Source organism: Methylocaldum gracile (assembly GCF_053646815.1).
Genome location: NZ_CM132196.1, coordinates 2456764 through 2473246, shown reverse-complemented (window position 1 = coordinate 2473246; position 16483 = coordinate 2456764). Strand labels below are relative to the sequence as shown.

Here is a 16483-nt window from a genome sequence, read left to right as displayed (position 1 = left end):
GAGCGTGCCGTCGGCTGATGGATTCTTCCCCCTTTGAGGTCAATCATTGACAGCTGTTGGAGCCAAAAACATTGCTCCGAGCATTATCCAAGAATCGTCCTGGACCAAAGAACGTAAATGCGTCAGGGCGCCGCTCAAGACTTGCCAGTGTATCGAAAGTCTTCTCCCAACCGATTTGGCAACGACCTGCACACGTAAGCCTGCCGTTCTTGTTAAGACGGTTTGGTTCCATGTATCCTTAGCCGGTTATTGCTGTAGCAGGTCTTAGAGTATTTCTGATCAAGCAGTTCCGTCAGAAATGCTTGTAGTGCCAAATGCAATAGTAATCGGGAGCCGGGATGTTCCCGTAGCTCTCCAGACACATATTACTTTGAAATGCAGGATTCGATTATGCCAAAGAATTTACTTGACCAACTCCGAGAAATGACGGTGGTTGTGGCCGACACCGGCGACATTCAGGCTATAGAAACCTTTAAGCCCCGAGATGCGACTACCAACCCCTCGCTCATTACCGCCGCCGCCCAAATGCCTCAGTATCAGGGTATCGTCGACGACACACTGAAAGGGGCGAGACAGACTCTGGGCAAGGATGCACAGGCATCGCAGGTAGCTTCCCTCGCTTTCGATCGGTTGGCCGTTTCCTTTGGCCTAAAAATTCTGGAAATCATCGAAGGCCGCGTTTCCACGGAAGTGGACGCAAGACTTTCTTATGATACCGAGAGCACTATAGCCAAGGCTCGCGAGATCATCGCGCAGTACGAAGCTGCGGGCATTTCAAAAGAACGCGTGCTCATCAAAATCGCTGCCACCTGGGAAGGCATACAAGCCGCCGGAGTACTGGAAAAGGAAGGCATTCATTGCAACCTGACGCTATTGTTCGGCTTGCATCAGGCGATTGCCTGCGCCGAGGCGGGCGTCACGTTGATTTCTCCCTTTGTTGGGCGAATTCTGGACTGGTATAAGAAAGATACCGGACGCGACTCTTATCCGCCCGCCGAAGATCCAGGTGTTCTTTCGGTCACCCAAATCTACAACTATTACAAGAAGTTTGGCTACAAGACGGAAGTCATGGGCGCGAGCTTCCGGAATATCGGCGAAATTACCGAGTTGGCCGGCTGTGACCTCCTGACCATTGCGCCCTCTCTGTTGTCCGAGCTACAGTCTACCGAGGACGAGCTGCCGCGGAAGTTGGATCCGCAAAAGGCCGCTAGTGCCTCGATCGACAAAATCGCTATGGACAAAGCGACTTACGACCGGATGCATGCCGAGAATCGCATGGCTTCGGAAAAGCTGTCAGAGGGTATCGACGGTTTCACCAAGGCCTTGGAAACGTTGGAAAAACTCCTTGCGACCCGACTATCCTACCTTGAGGGATAGAGGAGACTCTAACTACGCGGCTGAGAATATTTCCGGATCCGAGATCCGGAGGGCGGCCAACTTCTATGGCGATGTGGAACACGTCGACAATCTGGAAGAAGTAGTCGCTTATTCGATGCCGCGATTTTCGTGTAAGAGTTTGGGTGGAACACCGATTAAAACGTCGGCCAGACATCGTTGATTGCCGACGTTGTCCACCCTAGCAAGAAGCGACCTCGAGGAATGCGATCCTTTCAGCTCAACGGTGCGGACCAATTAATCGCTTTCTTTTCCATTGGTTCCAAACGTCCTTATCGGCGCAATAGTCCTCGACAATAGTTTTTTCAAGGATCGCCAGCCCATAATCATCCGAGCGATCTGCCCTATCTCCGGTCTTCCTGCCTTGTCAGACCAATATGCGCCATCTTGCATTGAGTCAACCAAGAAAGATGCCTAAAACTGGTCGTTTATATATTGACATGGTTCAGCGAGGAAAAATTAATCAATTGGGCGGACGTGTTTTCTATTCGTTAAGTTGGAGAAGCAAAATGCCCCCTTCATTTATCCATGAATCTAAGACCCGTGTGTTACCCCGAAAATTATCGGGCACAATGGGCGTCACTCTAATCATTGCAACGTGCTTATTTTCAGCCAGTGCGTTAGCTCATGTTATTAGTGAAGAGGACCATCACGCCTTTGAGCATAAGTATGCTGATATGTGCGTGAAAAAAGAAAAAGCAAATCCGAATAGAGTCATTACAAGCGATGATTCCCCGATCATAAACCTGTGTGAATGCATAGCACAGGAAGAATCAAAGCGCCTTACGATCGATGAAGTGAAAAAATTCCTTCGCGAAAATAAGTACCCCGTATCCCTTCTCATCAAGGCGGGCCAAGCCGAGAACATATGCTCTCAAAAACTGCGACAAACCAAACAATAAGCGCTTCAGATAAAAGCGCATGCCGGCCTCAAGCATTTGCAATGCTTTGCTCGAGCTAGCTATTCCGGAATCTGTGCCGCAGCTACGCGCGAAGTTGCGCATGCGTCAGAGCCAGGAACTGAAACGGAGCCTTTAAATTGAGACGGACTCGGATGATGAGTCCTTCATCTGTAGTCTACAGACCTGGCGGTCTGGAAAATCGGCGGCGAGGAGTATTTTTTGTGAGGCGCTATCACTACGCCCATCCGATCGGTTTCGCTGGCATCGTGAAAAGCGATATAAGCGTGCATGGTTGACGCACGTGCAGGCGCTGAAAAGCGAACAGTCTCGGCACAAGACCATTGTTCGATACGAGCTTTGCCAGGGTGCAATATCTTAACGAGCTACAAGGCCCGTCAAATACTCGCTCATGGTCTATTGAAGGGCACTACGATAGTACCGCACCCCTCAGGCATCGTGGCCGGACTTTCTTCGTAAGTTAATCCGGCCACAAGACCAAACTCGCTATCTGCGTATCAACTGTTCGGTCGCGAGCAGTTGTGTTAACACACAGCGCGTAACGATTTGATTCCCTGACATTCGACTAGGCCAATACATAATACATACATATTGGCCTTAGCCTTAAGACACTACTCCAGATTAGCGTGTCTTGTCCTCATCTCTTCTTCCGGAATTCCCTTCTCGTGAATGATGTGGGCGATCGTAGCTTCCAAGAAGATCAACGTCGATAACTCGAACGTGGTACCCATTGGCATGCCTACAACTTTGCCATACTGCTCCGCAGTGCCAATCTGGCACACGAAATCCGCCATATCGCCAATTGTTGAGCTGTTCTTTGTGGACAGCAAAACGATTTTTGCGCCCTGCTCCTTAGCACGTTTGGTGAATGCAATCATCGTCTCCGTTTCTCCGGAGCCCGAGATCACGATGAATAAATCACCCTTTCGAATGCTCGGGGTAACAATTTCACCAACTACGTATGCATCATAACCGCCGTGCATCAGTCGCATCGCAAAGAATCTGGCGACCAGTCCCGATCGACCGGCACCAGCCACAAACACTCGCGACGCCTCGTCGAGCATGCGAGTCAATTTTTCATCATAGGTGGGATCTGTGGCTCCTAAGACGCCAGAAATCTTTTCTATGATCGTTTTCTGATGCATAAGATGCCCCTTTATGCGGCGCTAGCGAGCTCGCAAATTTCACGTGCGGCATCAGCAGGCGAAGGAGCACCGTAAATTGCAGCGCCAACAACAACAATGTTTGCACCGGCACGCGCAACCTGCTGGACGGTCGACTGCTTGATTCCACCGGCAACAGAGATTCTGACGGGCAGGTTCAGTCTGGCAATGGCTTGCAAGTCGGCAAACGGAGTTTGCCCAGCCGCCTGCGCATCAAGACCCGTGTGAACGCCAATGATATGAGCGCCAAGCCTGGCGGACTCTCTGGCACATGCTACTTTGTCCGGTACATTGATGAGATCGACTTGTACTTCTGCATTGTGCGCGTTGGCGGCCTTGATTACGCCGGCGATGGTGGGAAGACCGGACACGCCGAGAACCGTACAGATATCGGCGCCTGCCGCATAGAAAGGCGTCGCCTCGTACTCGCCGGCGTCCATCGTTTTGAGATCGACCAAAATCAATTTGTTCGGGTATTTCTTCCTCAATTCTCTGACCAGGCTGACTCCATTATGCTTAATGCAGGGCGTTCCGATTTCGAAAATATCCACATAAGGCGCCGCAAGGCCAGCAAGTTTCAAAGTCTGGTTGACGTCCAAAGAATCTAATGCCAATTGTATTAATGGTCTTGCCATGATAGGTACTCCAATTGTTATAGTTGATTAGATACTTATTAACTTAATCTTTATAAATGCATTCTTTAAACGCATTATTTGTTAACTCTAAAGTAGAACCGGGATAGGTGTCAACGATCCTCTGTCGCTCTCTCGTATCTATCATCGCCAGCGCGCGACACCGTGAACACATGTGCAGTTTCACGACTATGCGTCGGGACAATCGGTGGATAGCGGCGATGAATCGAAAAATGCGGGATTATTCGAGCCAGCACATAAGAGATGACTTAACCAGCTTCTGCGTCTAACGCCTGCCAAAGCCAAGTTTTGGAGGAACCTATCACTTTCGGCGATAACAGCCGTTTTATCTTGCGGTCTCTTCGAGATTTTTCAGGTACTTCGCCACCCCCGTTACGGCTGCCGCTGGTTTGGCAGCTGAAGGTAGATTTTTCAGGTATTTAGCCACGCCGGTTTCGCCCGCAGCGGCTTTGGCAGGTTCCGAAAGGGTTTTCATGTACTTTGCCACGCCGGTTTCGCCCGCTGCACCGCTCGAAACTGGCGCAGGTGCATGCTGAACAGGCTGGACATTAGATCCGGATTGTCTGCTGCTCCAGAAGATGAAACCAGCCAAGCCCAGAACGATCAAGCCGATTGGATAATTTTCCGCCAAGGGATTCTCGGCTTTTGCGGCAGCAGCACCAGAGCTGGGTTGATCGGCTGATACCGCCGTCGAGCTGCTCGAATCCTGCTTCGCCTGCATGGTTTGTACGGTTTTTGCTCGTTCCTTTGCAGCCTCAGCGTGCTTGGCGATTAAATCAGCGTCTTGGGTAATGACTACCGGCTCAAAGTCTGCTGCTGGGTATTCTGATTCCGCCATCGCCAACGGGCTGGCTAGCAGCAGCGCCGTAAGTATCGCTTTCGTCAAATTACGTTTTTTCACATCATTCTCCTAAACATCTTAAGAAATGGATGAAGACCCCCGCCAGCATGCGCTGGATGGCCACTCCTGACTTAGTATAAGGGGGCGCATCATCAAATGGAATATATGAGGCTCTTTCAATGACCTGTGAGCACAAAAGATGCGCGTTTTGATGATCAACTGAGCTCAGTAAACCATTCCGGCGAAGCCCTCCGTAGCGCTAGCTGCCCGCCGAAGAGTGAGTATACATGTGCATCACTGACTTGCATCGGGAGAAAATCCTGATCTCAGATGATGGGGCGAGTTCCGGTAAACACAGGCGCCCTCCGAGCAAGCCCGGTGATGCGGCCATGCGAAAGAAAAACACCCCCTCGAACTAACGCATGGACAATAGCTGGTCGACCCGCTGTAGGTCATCCTTGGTATCAACCCCTGCTTCAGGCGCTTCCTCGATTACCCTGACCAGAATACGTTTTCCCTGCCACAAAATGCGCAGTTGCTCCAGGGCTTCGACGGCTTCCAACTCGGACGGTGGCCAGCTTACATAGCGCCGCAGAAAACCGGCCGAGTACGCGTAGATACCGATATGCCGGAGATACGGAAAGTTTTCTGGCAAAAGACTGCTGTCGCAGGAAAAACCAGCCCGATGCCAAGGGATGGGAGCCCGACTGAAATAAAGTGCGTAGCCGGTGTTATCGACCACGGCCTTAACGACATTCGGGTCGAAAACTTCTATGTGACTTTTGATGGGTGTGGCGAGCGTAGCGACCTGAGCGATACTCTGGTCGGCCAGAATCATGGCAAGCATCCTCACCAAGTTCGGCCGCATTAAGGGCTCATCGCCCTGAAGATTGACGACGATTTCGTCATCCGACCAACCCAATTGATCGGCCACCTCGGCTATTCGCTCGCTACCGCTAGTATGATCCTTTCGGGTCATCAGCGCACGTATCGGCAGATGGCTTACGGCTTCACGGATTCGTTCGTCGTCGGTGGCAACGATGACATTATCACCCGCTTCTAAGGCGCGTTCACAGACATGGACGATCATCGGACGTCCGGCTAAAGGAAGCAGAGGCTTGCCGGGCAGCCGACTTGACCCGTAGCGTGCCGGAATGACGATATTGAAGGACGGCATGGTGCTGCGGTTACGAAAGAGCGTCGTATTCTTCAAGGCTGATCTTTCGTGCCTCGTTTTCCAGCATCACCGGAATGTCATCGCGTATCGGATAAGCGAGTCTGTCCGCTTTGCAAATCAACTCCTGCTGCTCCTTCCTAAAAAGAAGTTCGCCTTTGCAAACAGGGCAGACCAGGATCTCAAGCAGTTTTCTGTCCATTGCATTTAGCCTTCAATATGGTTAACAAATTTACTCCGAACTCGGTCGGTAGCGTCGCTTCGACAGGCACATACCATAAATTCGAAGCGCCGAAAGTTCGGCATTTGATAGCGTCTTTTTCGGTCATCACGATTGGGAGGCCTTCGGCAAAACCTAAGTCTTCGACCCGATACTGATGATGATCGGGAAACTCGCGGCTGTCGAACTTCAACCCGAAGCTCCGGAGATGGCTGAAAAACCGCTGCGGATTGCCAATTCCGGCAATTGCGTAAAAAGCGCGCCCACCGAAGGATCTTAGGGGCTCTTTTACTTGTTCCTCTTGCAGATTAACGGCCACTCCGCCGTCCAGAGACATGAAATATTCACCGGGCGGAGCCTCTGCCGAATAAATCCTCAAGTCTACCGAACTCAATCGCTCGACTGGCTCCCGCAGAGGCCCTGCGGGTAGGCAGTGACCATTGCCGAATTGCCTCGCACCGTCCACTACAGCGATTTCTACGTCGCGATACAGGGCATAATGCTGTAACCCATCGTCCGACAGAATAATGTCACAGTCGGTTCTTTCTAACAGCGCTTTTGCGGCCTCGGTGCGTTTCGGGAAAACGAACACCGGGCAACCGGTTCGCCGGGCAATGAGCAGAGGCTCGTCACCTACAGCATGCACATCGGAATCTTCAGCGACTCGAACCGGCCGACGTCCGTGGGATGCTCCATAGCCGCGGCTGATGACGCCAGGTCTAAATCCATTCTCCTTAAGAAACCGAGCTAGCCAAATGACCAAAGGCGTTTTGCCGGTGCCGCCGACCGTCAAATTGCCGACCACAATTATCGGAACCGGCAAGCGGCTTATGCGTTTAAGTCCGTTTCGATATGACCAGCGGCGAAACGTAACGACCTGTCGAAATAAGGCTTCGAGCGGAATTAAGAAAGGATTTGGACGCGGCTTTTCATACCATTCCCGCTGAAACCAGCCAGCCAATTGCTTTTTCACGCGACTCGAACGACTAGGGATTTTCGATCGCCTCGCTCTTCGCGGCGAAAGTCACATGAGTGAAACCGAGCTGGCTGGCCGCGTCTAAAACGGTAATTACGGCTTGATGGGTGGTTTTTTGATCGGCATTGATGACCAGCAACGGATTCTTATTGTCGCCCGCGGCTTCGACAATCGCCTTTTTCAAGGTTTCGATTTGCGTGTTTACCACCTGATGCTCATTGACGAAATAACGCCCTTCGGTATCGATGACGACATCTACGCCCTTTTCTTCACCTGTTGATTGACCCGTAGCTTCGGGCAGGCGGATTTGCAGTTCTGCTTCGCGGCTGAATGTCGTGGTCAGTACCAGGAAGATCAGCAGCACGATGAGCACGTCGATCATCGGGATCAGGTTGAGCTCGGGGTAGTCCCGACGCCGCGGGCGGAAATTCATTGCCGTTTATTCCTCTTCTTGACTGCTGTAAAGAGTCTCGATCAATCGCACGGCCTCCTCCTCCATGCGCACGGCGAAGTCGATCACTCGCCCCTGAAAATATCGATAGAAAATAAGGCTCGGAATGGCAACCGCCAGGCCGGCAGCCGTGGCAATGAGGATTTCCGATATGCCGCCGGCGAGTTTGGTGGGATTCCCGATACCGCTCGCCATGGAAAACGTGGAAAAGACCTTGATCATACCCAGGACGCTGCCCAATAACCCCAGGTAAGGCGACACGGATGCGATAGTGCCCAAGGTGTTCAAGTATCGTTCGAGATCGTGGATCACCTGGCGTCCTGCCTGCTCGATACTTTCCCTCACCACCTCGCGCCCTTGCGAATAGTTCACGAGCCCTGCGGCAAGGACCGCGCCGAGCGGGGAGTTCGCCTTCAATCTGCGAATGTAGGCGGTATCCAGCCGATTTTTCCGATATTGATTCCATACTTCCGGAACGAGCTGCGGCGGGATAATACGGGTTGCACGCAAGGTCCAGAAGCGCTCCAGTATGATGGCTAAAGCCAAAATCGAACAGGCAATGATGGGCACCATGACCCATCCGCCCGCCTTAATTATTTCGAACATCGTCGATTATCCCCAACATTAGTCAGCCAACCATTTTAGTCGATCGGCTTGAAACCGGCAGTCCGTTAACATCACGGACAAGGTAAGCAGGACGCCGAATCGGGCACCTTCTGAGTCTTCGAGTCATCCGACGTTCACCCGCCAACACCTAAAAAACTCAGGTATAAAAGCATTACAAGGTTTCTATATCGATGTTCGGAAGTTCGACGCGAAAATTTCCGCGTTGCCAAATAACTTTTCCGACATCGCGCCATGGCTGAGCGATATTCTTGTGGCGCAGATCATCTTCCCAGTCCATGGGAACGCGCACTTCCTTTAATTTGACGAGAAATTCGGCGTTCGACAAATCCAATCCCAGCTCAGTACCCCAAAATGCCGTAACCTTTTTCAGGAACTTGCTCAATCGCTCCTGGTGCATGTGAGAAGTCACTGCGACGTTCGCCCACATCGACTGCACTCGGCCCCAATTTGGCGCAACCAACCGCCCCTCCTCGTTCACGAAAGGCAACCATTGCTCCCGGCCGCTTTGGTCCTTGTAAGTCAGGGCCAGGATGTGATTGTAGCCGGCGAAATGATCGTGCATGTAAAGAGCATGGGGCGTTATTCCCAAAAAAGCATGGGAAAAATTGATGACCGAATTGCTGAGGTGATCCAGCAATCGGCCGGCAGTGCCGATATCGCAAGCCTCTCCGCAGCGGTACAAGATGCCGTAATGAATCGTGCTGTTCAGTTGCAGCATCAGGACCACAATCAGGAATTTCGCGATGCGTTGCGTTTGTTGTCCAGTCGTCGCCGCATAACGTTGATACCATTGCGCGAAAGGATGCTCCTCAATTGGTGGTGGCAGCGATTGAACCGCACACGCCTCATCGCACACGATGCGTTCTCGCCGGTCCGCTATTCGGCGATAACACCGGTTTCCCAAATGGTAAATGCCCGGCAATCTCATCAGCCAACCGACTGGGGCGGTATATCCCATGCCGACCAATATGCGGATATAAGTATCCAATCCCGAATACAAGCGCCGCTCACCGTCCAAAGCGTAAAGATCTTGTAATAGCTTATTTTCAGGAATCGAATCTAGTTCCCGATATTCCTTCGCATTAGTCTGCAAGCCCTTGAAGTCAACCGCCTTGAGAATATCGAAGTGCTGAATGACGATTACGGTGCGGTTGCACAACGGGCATTGTTGATCATAGAAAACGGTCAGCCCCGGTTGCTCGAATTGGAACGCCTTCTTCAGATTGCGCCACCACCTAAACGGGACCAGTAAAAAATAATGGACCAGCATCGCAAAACCGAAGGGGTAAATATTGAGCGAGAGCACAATTCCCGTGTGAAACAACGTCCCGGTGAGCAACAGAGGAACCCGAAAGAGGCGGAACCAAAACAGGAACAAGAAGGCGAATTGGAAGACGATTATCGTGTAACCGATAAACATTTCCAGAGACTTTATGTTCAACAACGGCGTCATATCGATTGCCGACATGTAATAAGGCATGGTCGGCGGCAGCCAAGGTCCCATCCCGTTACGCCAGAAATCCGCTGAAAGTTTATGGATACCCGAATCCAGATAGAGTAATCCTAAGGAAATGGCAAGTGGAATATAGTAGGCAAGAACCGTTACTTTGTCTTGCGGCTCATACCGGTTATTCAATGTCGAGTGTCTTAATTTACGACGCAGATTATCCAGGGATAATGCTCGCTCGGTAGGCAGGAACATCAGAAGAAAGCTGGAGCCCGTCATCAACTGATCGAATCCGCCGTCGAAGTCCTGCCACATGGGGGTGAAAACGACGAATGTCACCCAGAATACATAATTAGCTACTGCGGCCCTTCGAGTGTGATACCCCACGACAAGACATGCCGCGACGCAAATCCACGCAAGGAGAAAAAAATGCAGTATGGGAGATGCTCTATCAAAAAATGGTACCGGATCAAAAATTAAATGCCGGAAATAAAATAGGAAAACAATTTCCTGGAGTATTACCAATGAAAAGCCAATTCGGAAAGCACCAAGGCCGGTGGCAGGAACTTGCTTGGCAAGCCCCTGCTCGACCAATGATTTCAGTTTTCGGTACATTGCTTGAATAATTAGGCGTGAGGGGAGCGCTATGAGCGGAATTCGAAATGAAAAACGATTCGGCGTCGCGTTACTTGCGTGTGGCACGATGACGCGAATTGTAACTCTTTGCTGACGGAATGAGCGAAGTTTTAATGCTCGGAAAGCCAAAGCCACGCGTGCCTCAGGTCTCTGGGGGAACTCGTCCGCAAAGTCAGGAGGAACGTCCAGGCCGCCTTTGGCGTGCTAAAAGTGCCTGCGTACCTCGAATGTAGTGAATTCCTCAACCGGGATTTCTTCGATCACTTCCAGTGAATCGACTTTAGCGCGCGGAGGGCCGCTCGCGCACCAATCCAGGAATTCCGCGATACGTTCCGAGGCGCCCTCCGCCAGGATTTCGACCCGGCCGTCCGGAAGATTTCGTACCCAGCCTCTTAATCCCAAGACCGAGGCGCGCTCACAGGTAGCCGCGCGGAAGAACACCCCCTGAACCACCCCCCCTACAAAAACATGAACCCGCCTCGTCATCGTTACACCTCGAAACACTCAGCGACTGATTATCCAGCAATGATGAATTTTCGGATTGCGCTCGAAATCCTTCGGGATCGTTTTGCGGGTGACGTCCGCTAAGCTGATCCCCGCCAGCGCCTCGGAATCAAGCTTGAATTTTCGACAATTGGTCGAAAAAACCAATGCTCCGCCCGGCGCCAAGAGATTCATGCATTTTTTTACCAGCATCGGGTGATCCCGCTGCACGTTCCAGGTTTGCCGCATTCTTTTCGACGTCGAGAAGGTGGGTGGGTCCAGAAAGATCAAGTCGAAGCGCCGCTTATCCCGCGATGCCTGATCGATCCATTCGAGACAATCCGCGTGAATGAGCTCGTGGCGGCTGCCACCGATCCCGTTAAGCTCTAGATTGCGTGCCGCCCAGTCCAAATAAGTGCGGGACATGTCAACTGTGGTCGTCGATGCCGCTCCGCCTTTTGCCGCGTACACCGAAGCGGTTCCGGTATAGGCGAACAGATTCAGGAATCGCTTATCCGCCGACCGCTCCTGAATCATCCGGCGCGTAATGCGATGATCCAGAAATAGACCGGTGTCGAGGTAATCCTCGAAATTGACCCAAAATTTCCATCCGCCCTCCTCCACTACGTGAAACCGTCCGGCATCGGCCTGTTTTTCGTACTGAGCGAAACCCTTCTGTTTACGACGAATTTTAAGAAAAAGCTGTTCGGGCGGGATTTCAAGTACTTTTGGAATTGCAGCCACGGCATGAGTCAGCCGCATTTCGGCCTTGGCGGGATCGATGCTTGAAGGAGCTTCGTATTCCTGCACATGGACCCAAGTCTGCTCGCCTTCATACACATCCACGGCAACGGCGTACTCCGGCAAGTCGGCATCATACAGTCGATAACAGTGGATTCCGTTTTGCCGCGCCCAGCGCCCAAGGTTTTTGAGATTCTTTCGCAAACGGTTGGCGAACATTTCCGTTCCGCTGTCCGCTGTCTCCACAGCTTTGGCTTTTCGAAAGATTTCGCGGGTTTTACGCTGCGCCTCGGTTAGCGGCTCGGGTTCGCGCGGGGTGAAGAAGCGCTCTGGTTCGACGTCGAGATTGAAAAGTCTGCATTCGAGAGCCCCGTTGTACAGCGTGTAATAACGTGTCGCCCTTATGCCCAGTTTGAAGGCCAGGTCCGGATTACCGGTCAGTAGAGTCGCCTTCCAGCCGACGAAATGATTTTTCAGCGTTTCTCCCAGCTGGATATACAGAGGGACCAGCGTCTTCTCGTCGCCCAATCGTTCGCCATAAGGAGGATTAACGGCAACCAGACCGAACGCATGGCGGGGGCGAGCGTCGCCCATGGCTTTGCGCTCCACATGGACGTAACCCGTGAGCCCCGCATGTTCGATGTTTGCCAGGGCGATTCGGACGGCTTGCCGGTCGATGTCGTAGCCGACGATCGGTGGAAGTTTTCGCAACCCCGCCTCGCAGCGCCGTTCCGCCTCGATCACCAGGTTTTGCCAGAGCGCGCTGTTATGTTGTTTCCAGCCGAACAGGCCGAAATGAGGCCGCAGCAGCCCCGGCGCAAAATCGCTTGCCATAAGCGCCGCTTCGATCGGCAAGGTGCCCGAGCCGCACATGGGATCGACGAAATGTCCCCCGCTCTCGGCGATCCTAGGCCAGCCGGCGCGCAGCAGAATGGCCGCCGCCAGGTTTTCCTTGAGCGGCGCACGGCCGCCTTCCTGTCGATAGGCGCGCTTGTGGAGACTCTCGCCGGAAAGATCGATGCTAACGGTCGCGATATCGCGATCCAGATAAACGTTCACCCGGAGATCGGGGCGATCGAGACGCACCGACGGGCGAACGCCGTGATGCTCGCGGAAGTAATCGACGATCCCGTCCTTGACCTTTTGAGCGCCGAACAGCGTATGGGTGATCTTCGACCGGCTGGAGGCGAAATCCACGGCGAAGGTCGCCTGCGAGTCCAGATGAGCGCTCCACTCGATTCGCCGGATGCCCTCGTAAAGTGCCTCCGGGCTTGCGGCAGGGAAACGCTCCAGCGGGAGCAAGATCCTGTTGGCCAGCCGGGACCACAAACACGCTTTATACGCCGTTTCGAGGTCACCGCCGAAAGCCACCCCTGCGCGGGTTTCGGCAACCTCCACCGCACCTAATGCTCTTAACTCGTCTGCCAAAAGAAGCTCCATACCGAGAGGAGCGGTCGCAAAGAAACGCTGAAAACAATTCATTGACTGGCTAATAAAAAAATCGATTGCGCGATGATTGGACAAGATAGGGACCGTTCAGCATCGGAAGGCATGGCTTCGCTTCTTGCAGTCTCTCAGTCGCTTGCTAACGACCGTTCAAGAGATGTTTGACAGGTCGATAATTGCCGACGGTAACGCGTCGCAGTCGCCGCGACACGCTGGGCAACTCGCAGCAGCCAGGGTTTGGATAGATACGTCTTACGCCGGAATCCGCCGTGGCCCTCATGATATGCCAAATATTGGTTATAAGCGTCGAACTTCGCGATTCCAAGGCGCGTAAAACTTTGATGCGCATACCAGCCGATAAAATCGACCACGTCCCCGAACTCGTCCCGATCCGCTCCGCCGTTGCCCGTTTTCGTCCGATACCATTCCCAGGTGTCGTCTTTGACCTGGCCGTAGCCGAAAGCTGACGATGACCGCCACAACGGCAGAACACCCAAAAATTGGTAACGGGGCGGACGCGCGTCCTCGACAAAACTCGATTCCTGATTGATGATCGCCATCTGGACCGGTACGGGTATGCCCCACCGCCGCTGCGCATTTCGGGCGTCAACGTACCAATCTTCTTTTTCGAGAAAAATCGAGCACAGATTCGAAGGGTTTTTCGGCGGGGCGGTTGCACAACCGGCCATTACTGCCGCAAGCAGACAGCAAAAGGCCAATTTTACCGGAAACCTTGCGCTTCCGGCATTTCTGCAGCCCATCAGACGGCGGACCGTTCCGTATAGGTTTCTTGCTCGGGTTGAAGTGCTTTCCATGTCCATTCACCATTAGCGGCAAATTCCAAAACCGCATCATAATATTCGAGTCCGTCGTGCAATCCGCCGAGATTGACATAGGCAATGCGGTTAGCATTAAGCATGTCCAGAACCGTGGCAACTTGCTCCGTGCTCAAAGCAGTGTCAATACGGTCCAAGAATGCAAATTTGGGCGCGGCAATCACCAGACGGCTTACGGCTACCAGCTGTTGTTCGGCTAGAGATAGAAGGCTGTCCCAATCGTGTTCCGTATCCAGCCCCCCGGCCCGCGCAAGCATGGGCTCCAGGTCGAGTGCGCTCAGAACGGCCCGGATACGCGCTTCATCGATCACGAATTCCTGGCCGGTCCGGAGCAGCAGTTCACGAAGCGTTCCCGGAGGAAGATAAGGGCGCTCGGGAAGAAACATGATCTGATCGAGTTCCGGACGAATGATCCGCCCCTCGCCTTTTTCCCAAAGACCTGCGGTAGCCTTGAATAGCGCTACTCTCGCGGTGTCGTCTTCTCCATAAACCAGAAGACGTGTTCCGGAAGGAACCGAAACGGACAAGTTCTTGACGATGACGTGACCATCCTCGGGAGCTCGCAGCGTCAAATGCTCGTACGCAAGCAGTCCGTCGTTTTCGCACACTTCGATGGCGGCCGGAGCGACCGGCGTCTTGACGCAGATAGGACACTCGGAGGTGCGACGGTGATGGGCGCAGACTTCGCCCGTTGGAACCGGCGTTGCCTGTGCTTGCTCGATCGCCTCTGCTAGCGATCCCAAGCGAGCGATGACTGCGGCGAACGAAGAAATGGATTGGAAATTGGTTACGATCAGCGAAAATGCCCCCAAGAGATGTGCAAAGGCCATGGCCGCTTGAGTAATCACGCCGAACTCGACTTCGCCGCGAATATAAAGAGGCGCCACGATCAAGGCGGGGATAATCTGGATGAGATAATTGTACCCCGTAGTAAAGAATCCCAAATTTCTTTGTACGTCGATGATTTTTCGGAAATTGGCCGTCAATTCGTCGAGATGGCGCAGGACTCTGCCTCTAGCTCGACCTTCGCGGCGCAACAGTGCTATCGATTCGGCGTTTTCCCGGACATGAATGAGGTCCGCGCGGAAGTTAGCCTCTTTGTCGAGCTGGTTATAGTTCAATCCAACGAGTGAATAGCCTAAGCGAATGGTCAAAAAGGATCCGACCAAGGCATAAACGACCGCTACGCCGAAGAGCAACGGACTGATCGACCACATCACCCCCGAGAAAGCGACAACGGTAAAAGCGCCGTTCAGAAACATCAGCGTGAAGGACAGCGTAGTAACCGTGAATGCCCGCACGTCGTCGGCGATCCGCTGGTCCGGATTGGCGATTTCCCCGTTTGCTATCAGACGGTCATTGAGCCGGTAATAGGTGGGATGTTCGAGATAGATATTGACGAAGCGCCGGGTCAACCAATCCCGCCAGAGCAAACCCAGACGCTCTTCGATGAAGCGGTAATAAACCGCGACCAAGGTAGATGCCGCCAAAACGCCGATATAGATGGAAGCCTGCCACAGGAAACCTTCTCGGTTGCGTTCTGCGATAGCCGTCATGAAATCGCGACCTACGTAGCTGTTCAGGACATTTAGACCGTTGATCGCAAACAGAAACATGATCAAGCCGACAAACAACATTACGGCCCTGCGGCCCACTTCGGAAGACACGAAGCTCTTGATGCCGCGAACGAAACGAAGCCACGTCAATCGGTTAATCTGTGAAAATTCTGCACTCATAATTAATCGTCTTTGTATTATTCGCCGCAGCATGTTCCCCCGGCGCGTTGTTCCGATAAACGCGAACACAGTCGCCGGTACCGGAATTCAATTCGGTTCGGGCGCACACTGACCGACTGAATATAGTAACGTCGTTATGCTTTTTTGGTCGCAGTGTGACTCAAGTCCCGTATCACCCGCAAGGTGCCGGACCCCGCGACGGCAAGATACCGATGGCCTTAAGTGTGGTCATCTCCAGCCAAAATTGCCACTATCGAAGCGAGTTCTACAAAAAAGCTCTCCGTAATTTCGCGTATCGGCTAACATTCATAACGAAAGGGTGCGATCGATACGCTTCAGTTGAAAAGTACAGCCGCCTAGTCTGCAATATTGCGTCGGCGGTTCTTGGCACAAATCATGTGTATTTCGAAAGGCCGGTCGAAGCGTTATGCTTGAGAGCAATCCCTTACCACCGACGAATTATAGAAATCAAACTCCTGGGTGAGTGGGTGTGAATTCGGAGGAAGATGTCATGTCGACCACAGTCATCGAGCGCGAATTAAGCGAACAAACATTCTCCGCATTATGGAAATATGTGAAATGCATCCTGCGAATGCACGTGGCGGGGATAGTCGACGAAGCGGAAGCGAGCGGCCGCACGCAGAGTTCCGAAGGTACCGAGCACGCCTCCTGACATCAGGGCTCGAGGCGTAATCGGCCAAGCTTGCACATACCGTGCTGCTAGGCTGAATCCTTCAG

Annotated in this window: 16 protein-coding genes; 3 read left to right on the top strand and 13 right to left on the bottom strand. The window is 52.7% G+C overall.

Annotated elements, in window-relative coordinates:
- Nucleotides 1–390 precede the first annotated feature (390 nt).
- Both ACWJJK_RS10910 and ACWJJK_RS10905 read left to right on the top strand, forming a co-directional pair.
- On the top strand, nt 391–1377 hold the full coding sequence (locus ACWJJK_RS10910; RefSeq protein WP_156880884.1) for a transaldolase: 987 nt from the start codon (nt 391–393) through the stop codon (nt 1375–1377).
- Nucleotides 1378–1772: 395 nt separating this feature from the next.
- Nucleotides 1773–2297 carry a hypothetical protein gene (locus ACWJJK_RS10905; RefSeq protein ID WP_133716093.1) on the top strand — a complete coding sequence of 175 codons (525 nt, stop codon included), beginning with the start codon at nt 1773–1775 and terminating at the stop codon, nt 2295–2297.
- Between the two features lie 629 nt (nt 2298–2926).
- Here the strand turns inward: ACWJJK_RS10905 and hxlB are convergent.
- The 13 genes from hxlB to ACWJJK_RS10840 form a co-directional block, all read right to left on the bottom strand.
- On the bottom strand, nt 2927–3460 hold the full coding sequence (gene hxlB, locus ACWJJK_RS10900) for a 6-phospho-3-hexuloisomerase (protein ID WP_077731053.1): 534 nt from the start codon (nt 3458–3460) through the stop codon (nt 2927–2929).
- Nucleotides 3461–3471: 11 nt separating this feature from the next.
- A complete protein-coding gene (gene hxlA, locus ACWJJK_RS10895; protein ID WP_086133943.1) occupies nt 3472–4113 on the bottom strand; it encodes a 3-hexulose-6-phosphate synthase in 642 nt (213 codons plus the stop codon).
- A gap of 343 nt (nt 4114–4456) precedes the next feature.
- Complete coding sequence (locus tag ACWJJK_RS10890; RefSeq protein WP_077731051.1) at nt 4457–5032, bottom strand: hypothetical protein; 576 nt, start codon at nt 5030–5032, stop codon at nt 4457–4459.
- A gap of 355 nt (nt 5033–5387) precedes the next feature.
- Nucleotides 5388–6149, bottom strand: a complete 762-nt coding sequence (gene kdsB, locus ACWJJK_RS10885) for a 3-deoxy-manno-octulosonate cytidylyltransferase (protein WP_156880921.1) — start codon at nt 6147–6149, stop codon at nt 5388–5390.
- Between the two features lie 10 nt (nt 6150–6159).
- Nucleotides 6160–6348, bottom strand: a complete 189-nt coding sequence (locus tag ACWJJK_RS10880; protein ID WP_077731049.1) for a Trm112 family protein — start codon at nt 6346–6348, stop codon at nt 6160–6162.
- Nucleotides 6329–7360: a tetraacyldisaccharide 4'-kinase gene (gene lpxK / locus ACWJJK_RS10875; RefSeq protein WP_434114193.1), complete on the bottom strand. Its 1032-nt coding sequence runs from the start codon at nt 7358–7360 to the stop codon at nt 6329–6331. The genes ACWJJK_RS10880 and lpxK overlap by 20 nt, the downstream gene beginning before the upstream one ends.
- Nucleotides 7353–7775 carry an ExbD/TolR family protein gene (locus ACWJJK_RS10870; protein WP_086133942.1) on the bottom strand — a complete coding sequence of 141 codons (423 nt, stop codon included), beginning with the start codon at nt 7773–7775 and terminating at the stop codon, nt 7353–7355. Before ACWJJK_RS10870 ends, lpxK begins: the two co-directional genes overlap by 8 nt.
- Nucleotides 7776–7781: 6 nt before the next feature.
- Complete coding sequence (locus ACWJJK_RS10865; RefSeq protein ID WP_077731046.1) at nt 7782–8399, bottom strand: MotA/TolQ/ExbB proton channel family protein; 618 nt, start codon at nt 8397–8399, stop codon at nt 7782–7784.
- A 172-nt stretch (nt 8400–8571) separates the two neighbouring features.
- Nucleotides 8572–10638: a DCC1-like thiol-disulfide oxidoreductase family protein gene (locus ACWJJK_RS10860; RefSeq protein ID WP_240506919.1), complete on the bottom strand. Its 2067-nt coding sequence runs from the start codon at nt 10636–10638 to the stop codon at nt 8572–8574.
- 69 nt (nt 10639–10707) lie between these two features.
- Nucleotides 10708–10989 (bottom strand): acylphosphatase, encoded by a 282-nt coding sequence (locus ACWJJK_RS10855; RefSeq protein WP_086133940.1) that lies wholly within the window; start codon nt 10987–10989, stop codon nt 10708–10710.
- An 18-nt stretch (nt 10990–11007) separates the two neighbouring features.
- The gene (gene rlmKL / locus ACWJJK_RS10850) at nt 11008–13209 is read right to left on the bottom strand and encodes a bifunctional 23S rRNA (guanine(2069)-N(7))-methyltransferase RlmK/23S rRNA (guanine(2445)-N(2))-methyltransferase RlmL (protein ID WP_156880885.1); all 2202 of its coding nucleotides are present in this window, start codon (nt 13207–13209) and stop codon (nt 11008–11010) included.
- Nucleotides 13210–13301: 92 nt separating this feature from the next.
- On the bottom strand, nt 13302–13934 hold the full coding sequence (locus tag ACWJJK_RS10845; protein ID WP_086133938.1) for a transglycosylase SLT domain-containing protein: 633 nt from the start codon (nt 13932–13934) through the stop codon (nt 13302–13304).
- Nucleotides 13934–15745, bottom strand: a complete 1812-nt coding sequence (locus ACWJJK_RS10840) for an ABC transporter ATP-binding protein/permease (RefSeq protein WP_077731041.1) — start codon at nt 15743–15745, stop codon at nt 13934–13936. The genes ACWJJK_RS10845 and ACWJJK_RS10840 overlap by 1 nt, the downstream gene beginning before the upstream one ends.
- 511 nt (nt 15746–16256) lie before the next feature.
- Between ACWJJK_RS10840 and ACWJJK_RS10835 the strand changes: the two genes are divergently transcribed.
- The gene (locus ACWJJK_RS10835; protein ID WP_156880886.1) at nt 16257–16418 is read left to right on the top strand and encodes a hypothetical protein; all 162 of its coding nucleotides are present in this window, start codon (nt 16257–16259) and stop codon (nt 16416–16418) included.
- Nucleotides 16419–16483: the final 65 nt, after the last annotated feature.

Coding starts and splice junctions, on each gene's coding strand:
- ACWJJK_RS10910 (WP_156880884.1), top strand. CDS start 391: ATGCCAAAGAATTTACTTGACCAACTCCGAGAAATGACGGTGGTTGTG.
- ACWJJK_RS10905 (WP_133716093.1), top strand. CDS start 1,773: ATGCGCCATCTTGCATTGAGTCAACCAAGAAAGATGCCTAAAACTGGT.
- hxlB (WP_077731053.1), bottom strand. CDS start 3,460: ATGCATCAGAAAACGATCATAGAAAAGATTTCTGGCGTCTTAGGAGCC.
- hxlA (WP_086133943.1), bottom strand. CDS start 4,113: ATGGCAAGACCATTAATACAATTGGCATTAGATTCTTTGGACGTCAAC.
- kdsB (WP_156880921.1), bottom strand. CDS start 6,149: ATGCCGTCCTTCAATATCGTCATTCCGGCACGCTACGGGTCAAGTCGG.
- ACWJJK_RS10880 (WP_077731049.1), bottom strand. CDS start 6,348: ATGGACAGAAAACTGCTTGAGATCCTGGTCTGCCCTGTTTGCAAAGGC.
- ACWJJK_RS10870 (WP_086133942.1), bottom strand. CDS start 7,775: ATGAATTTCCGCCCGCGGCGTCGGGACTACCCCGAGCTCAACCTGATC.
- ACWJJK_RS10865 (WP_077731046.1), bottom strand. CDS start 8,399: ATGTTCGAAATAATTAAGGCGGGCGGATGGGTCATGGTGCCCATCATT.
- ACWJJK_RS10855 (WP_086133940.1), bottom strand. CDS start 10,989: ATGACGAGGCGGGTTCATGTTTTTGTAGGGGGGGTGGTTCAGGGGGTG.
- rlmKL (WP_156880885.1), bottom strand. CDS start 13,209: ATGAATTGTTTTCAGCGTTTCTTTGCGACCGCTCCTCTCGGTATGGAG.
- ACWJJK_RS10845 (WP_086133938.1), bottom strand. CDS start 13,934: ATGGGCTGCAGAAATGCCGGAAGCGCAAGGTTTCCGGTAAAATTGGCC.
- ACWJJK_RS10840 (WP_077731041.1), bottom strand. CDS start 15,745: ATGAGTGCAGAATTTTCACAGATTAACCGATTGACGTGGCTTCGTTTC.
- ACWJJK_RS10835 (WP_156880886.1), top strand. CDS start 16,257: ATGTCGACCACAGTCATCGAGCGCGAATTAAGCGAACAAACATTCTCC.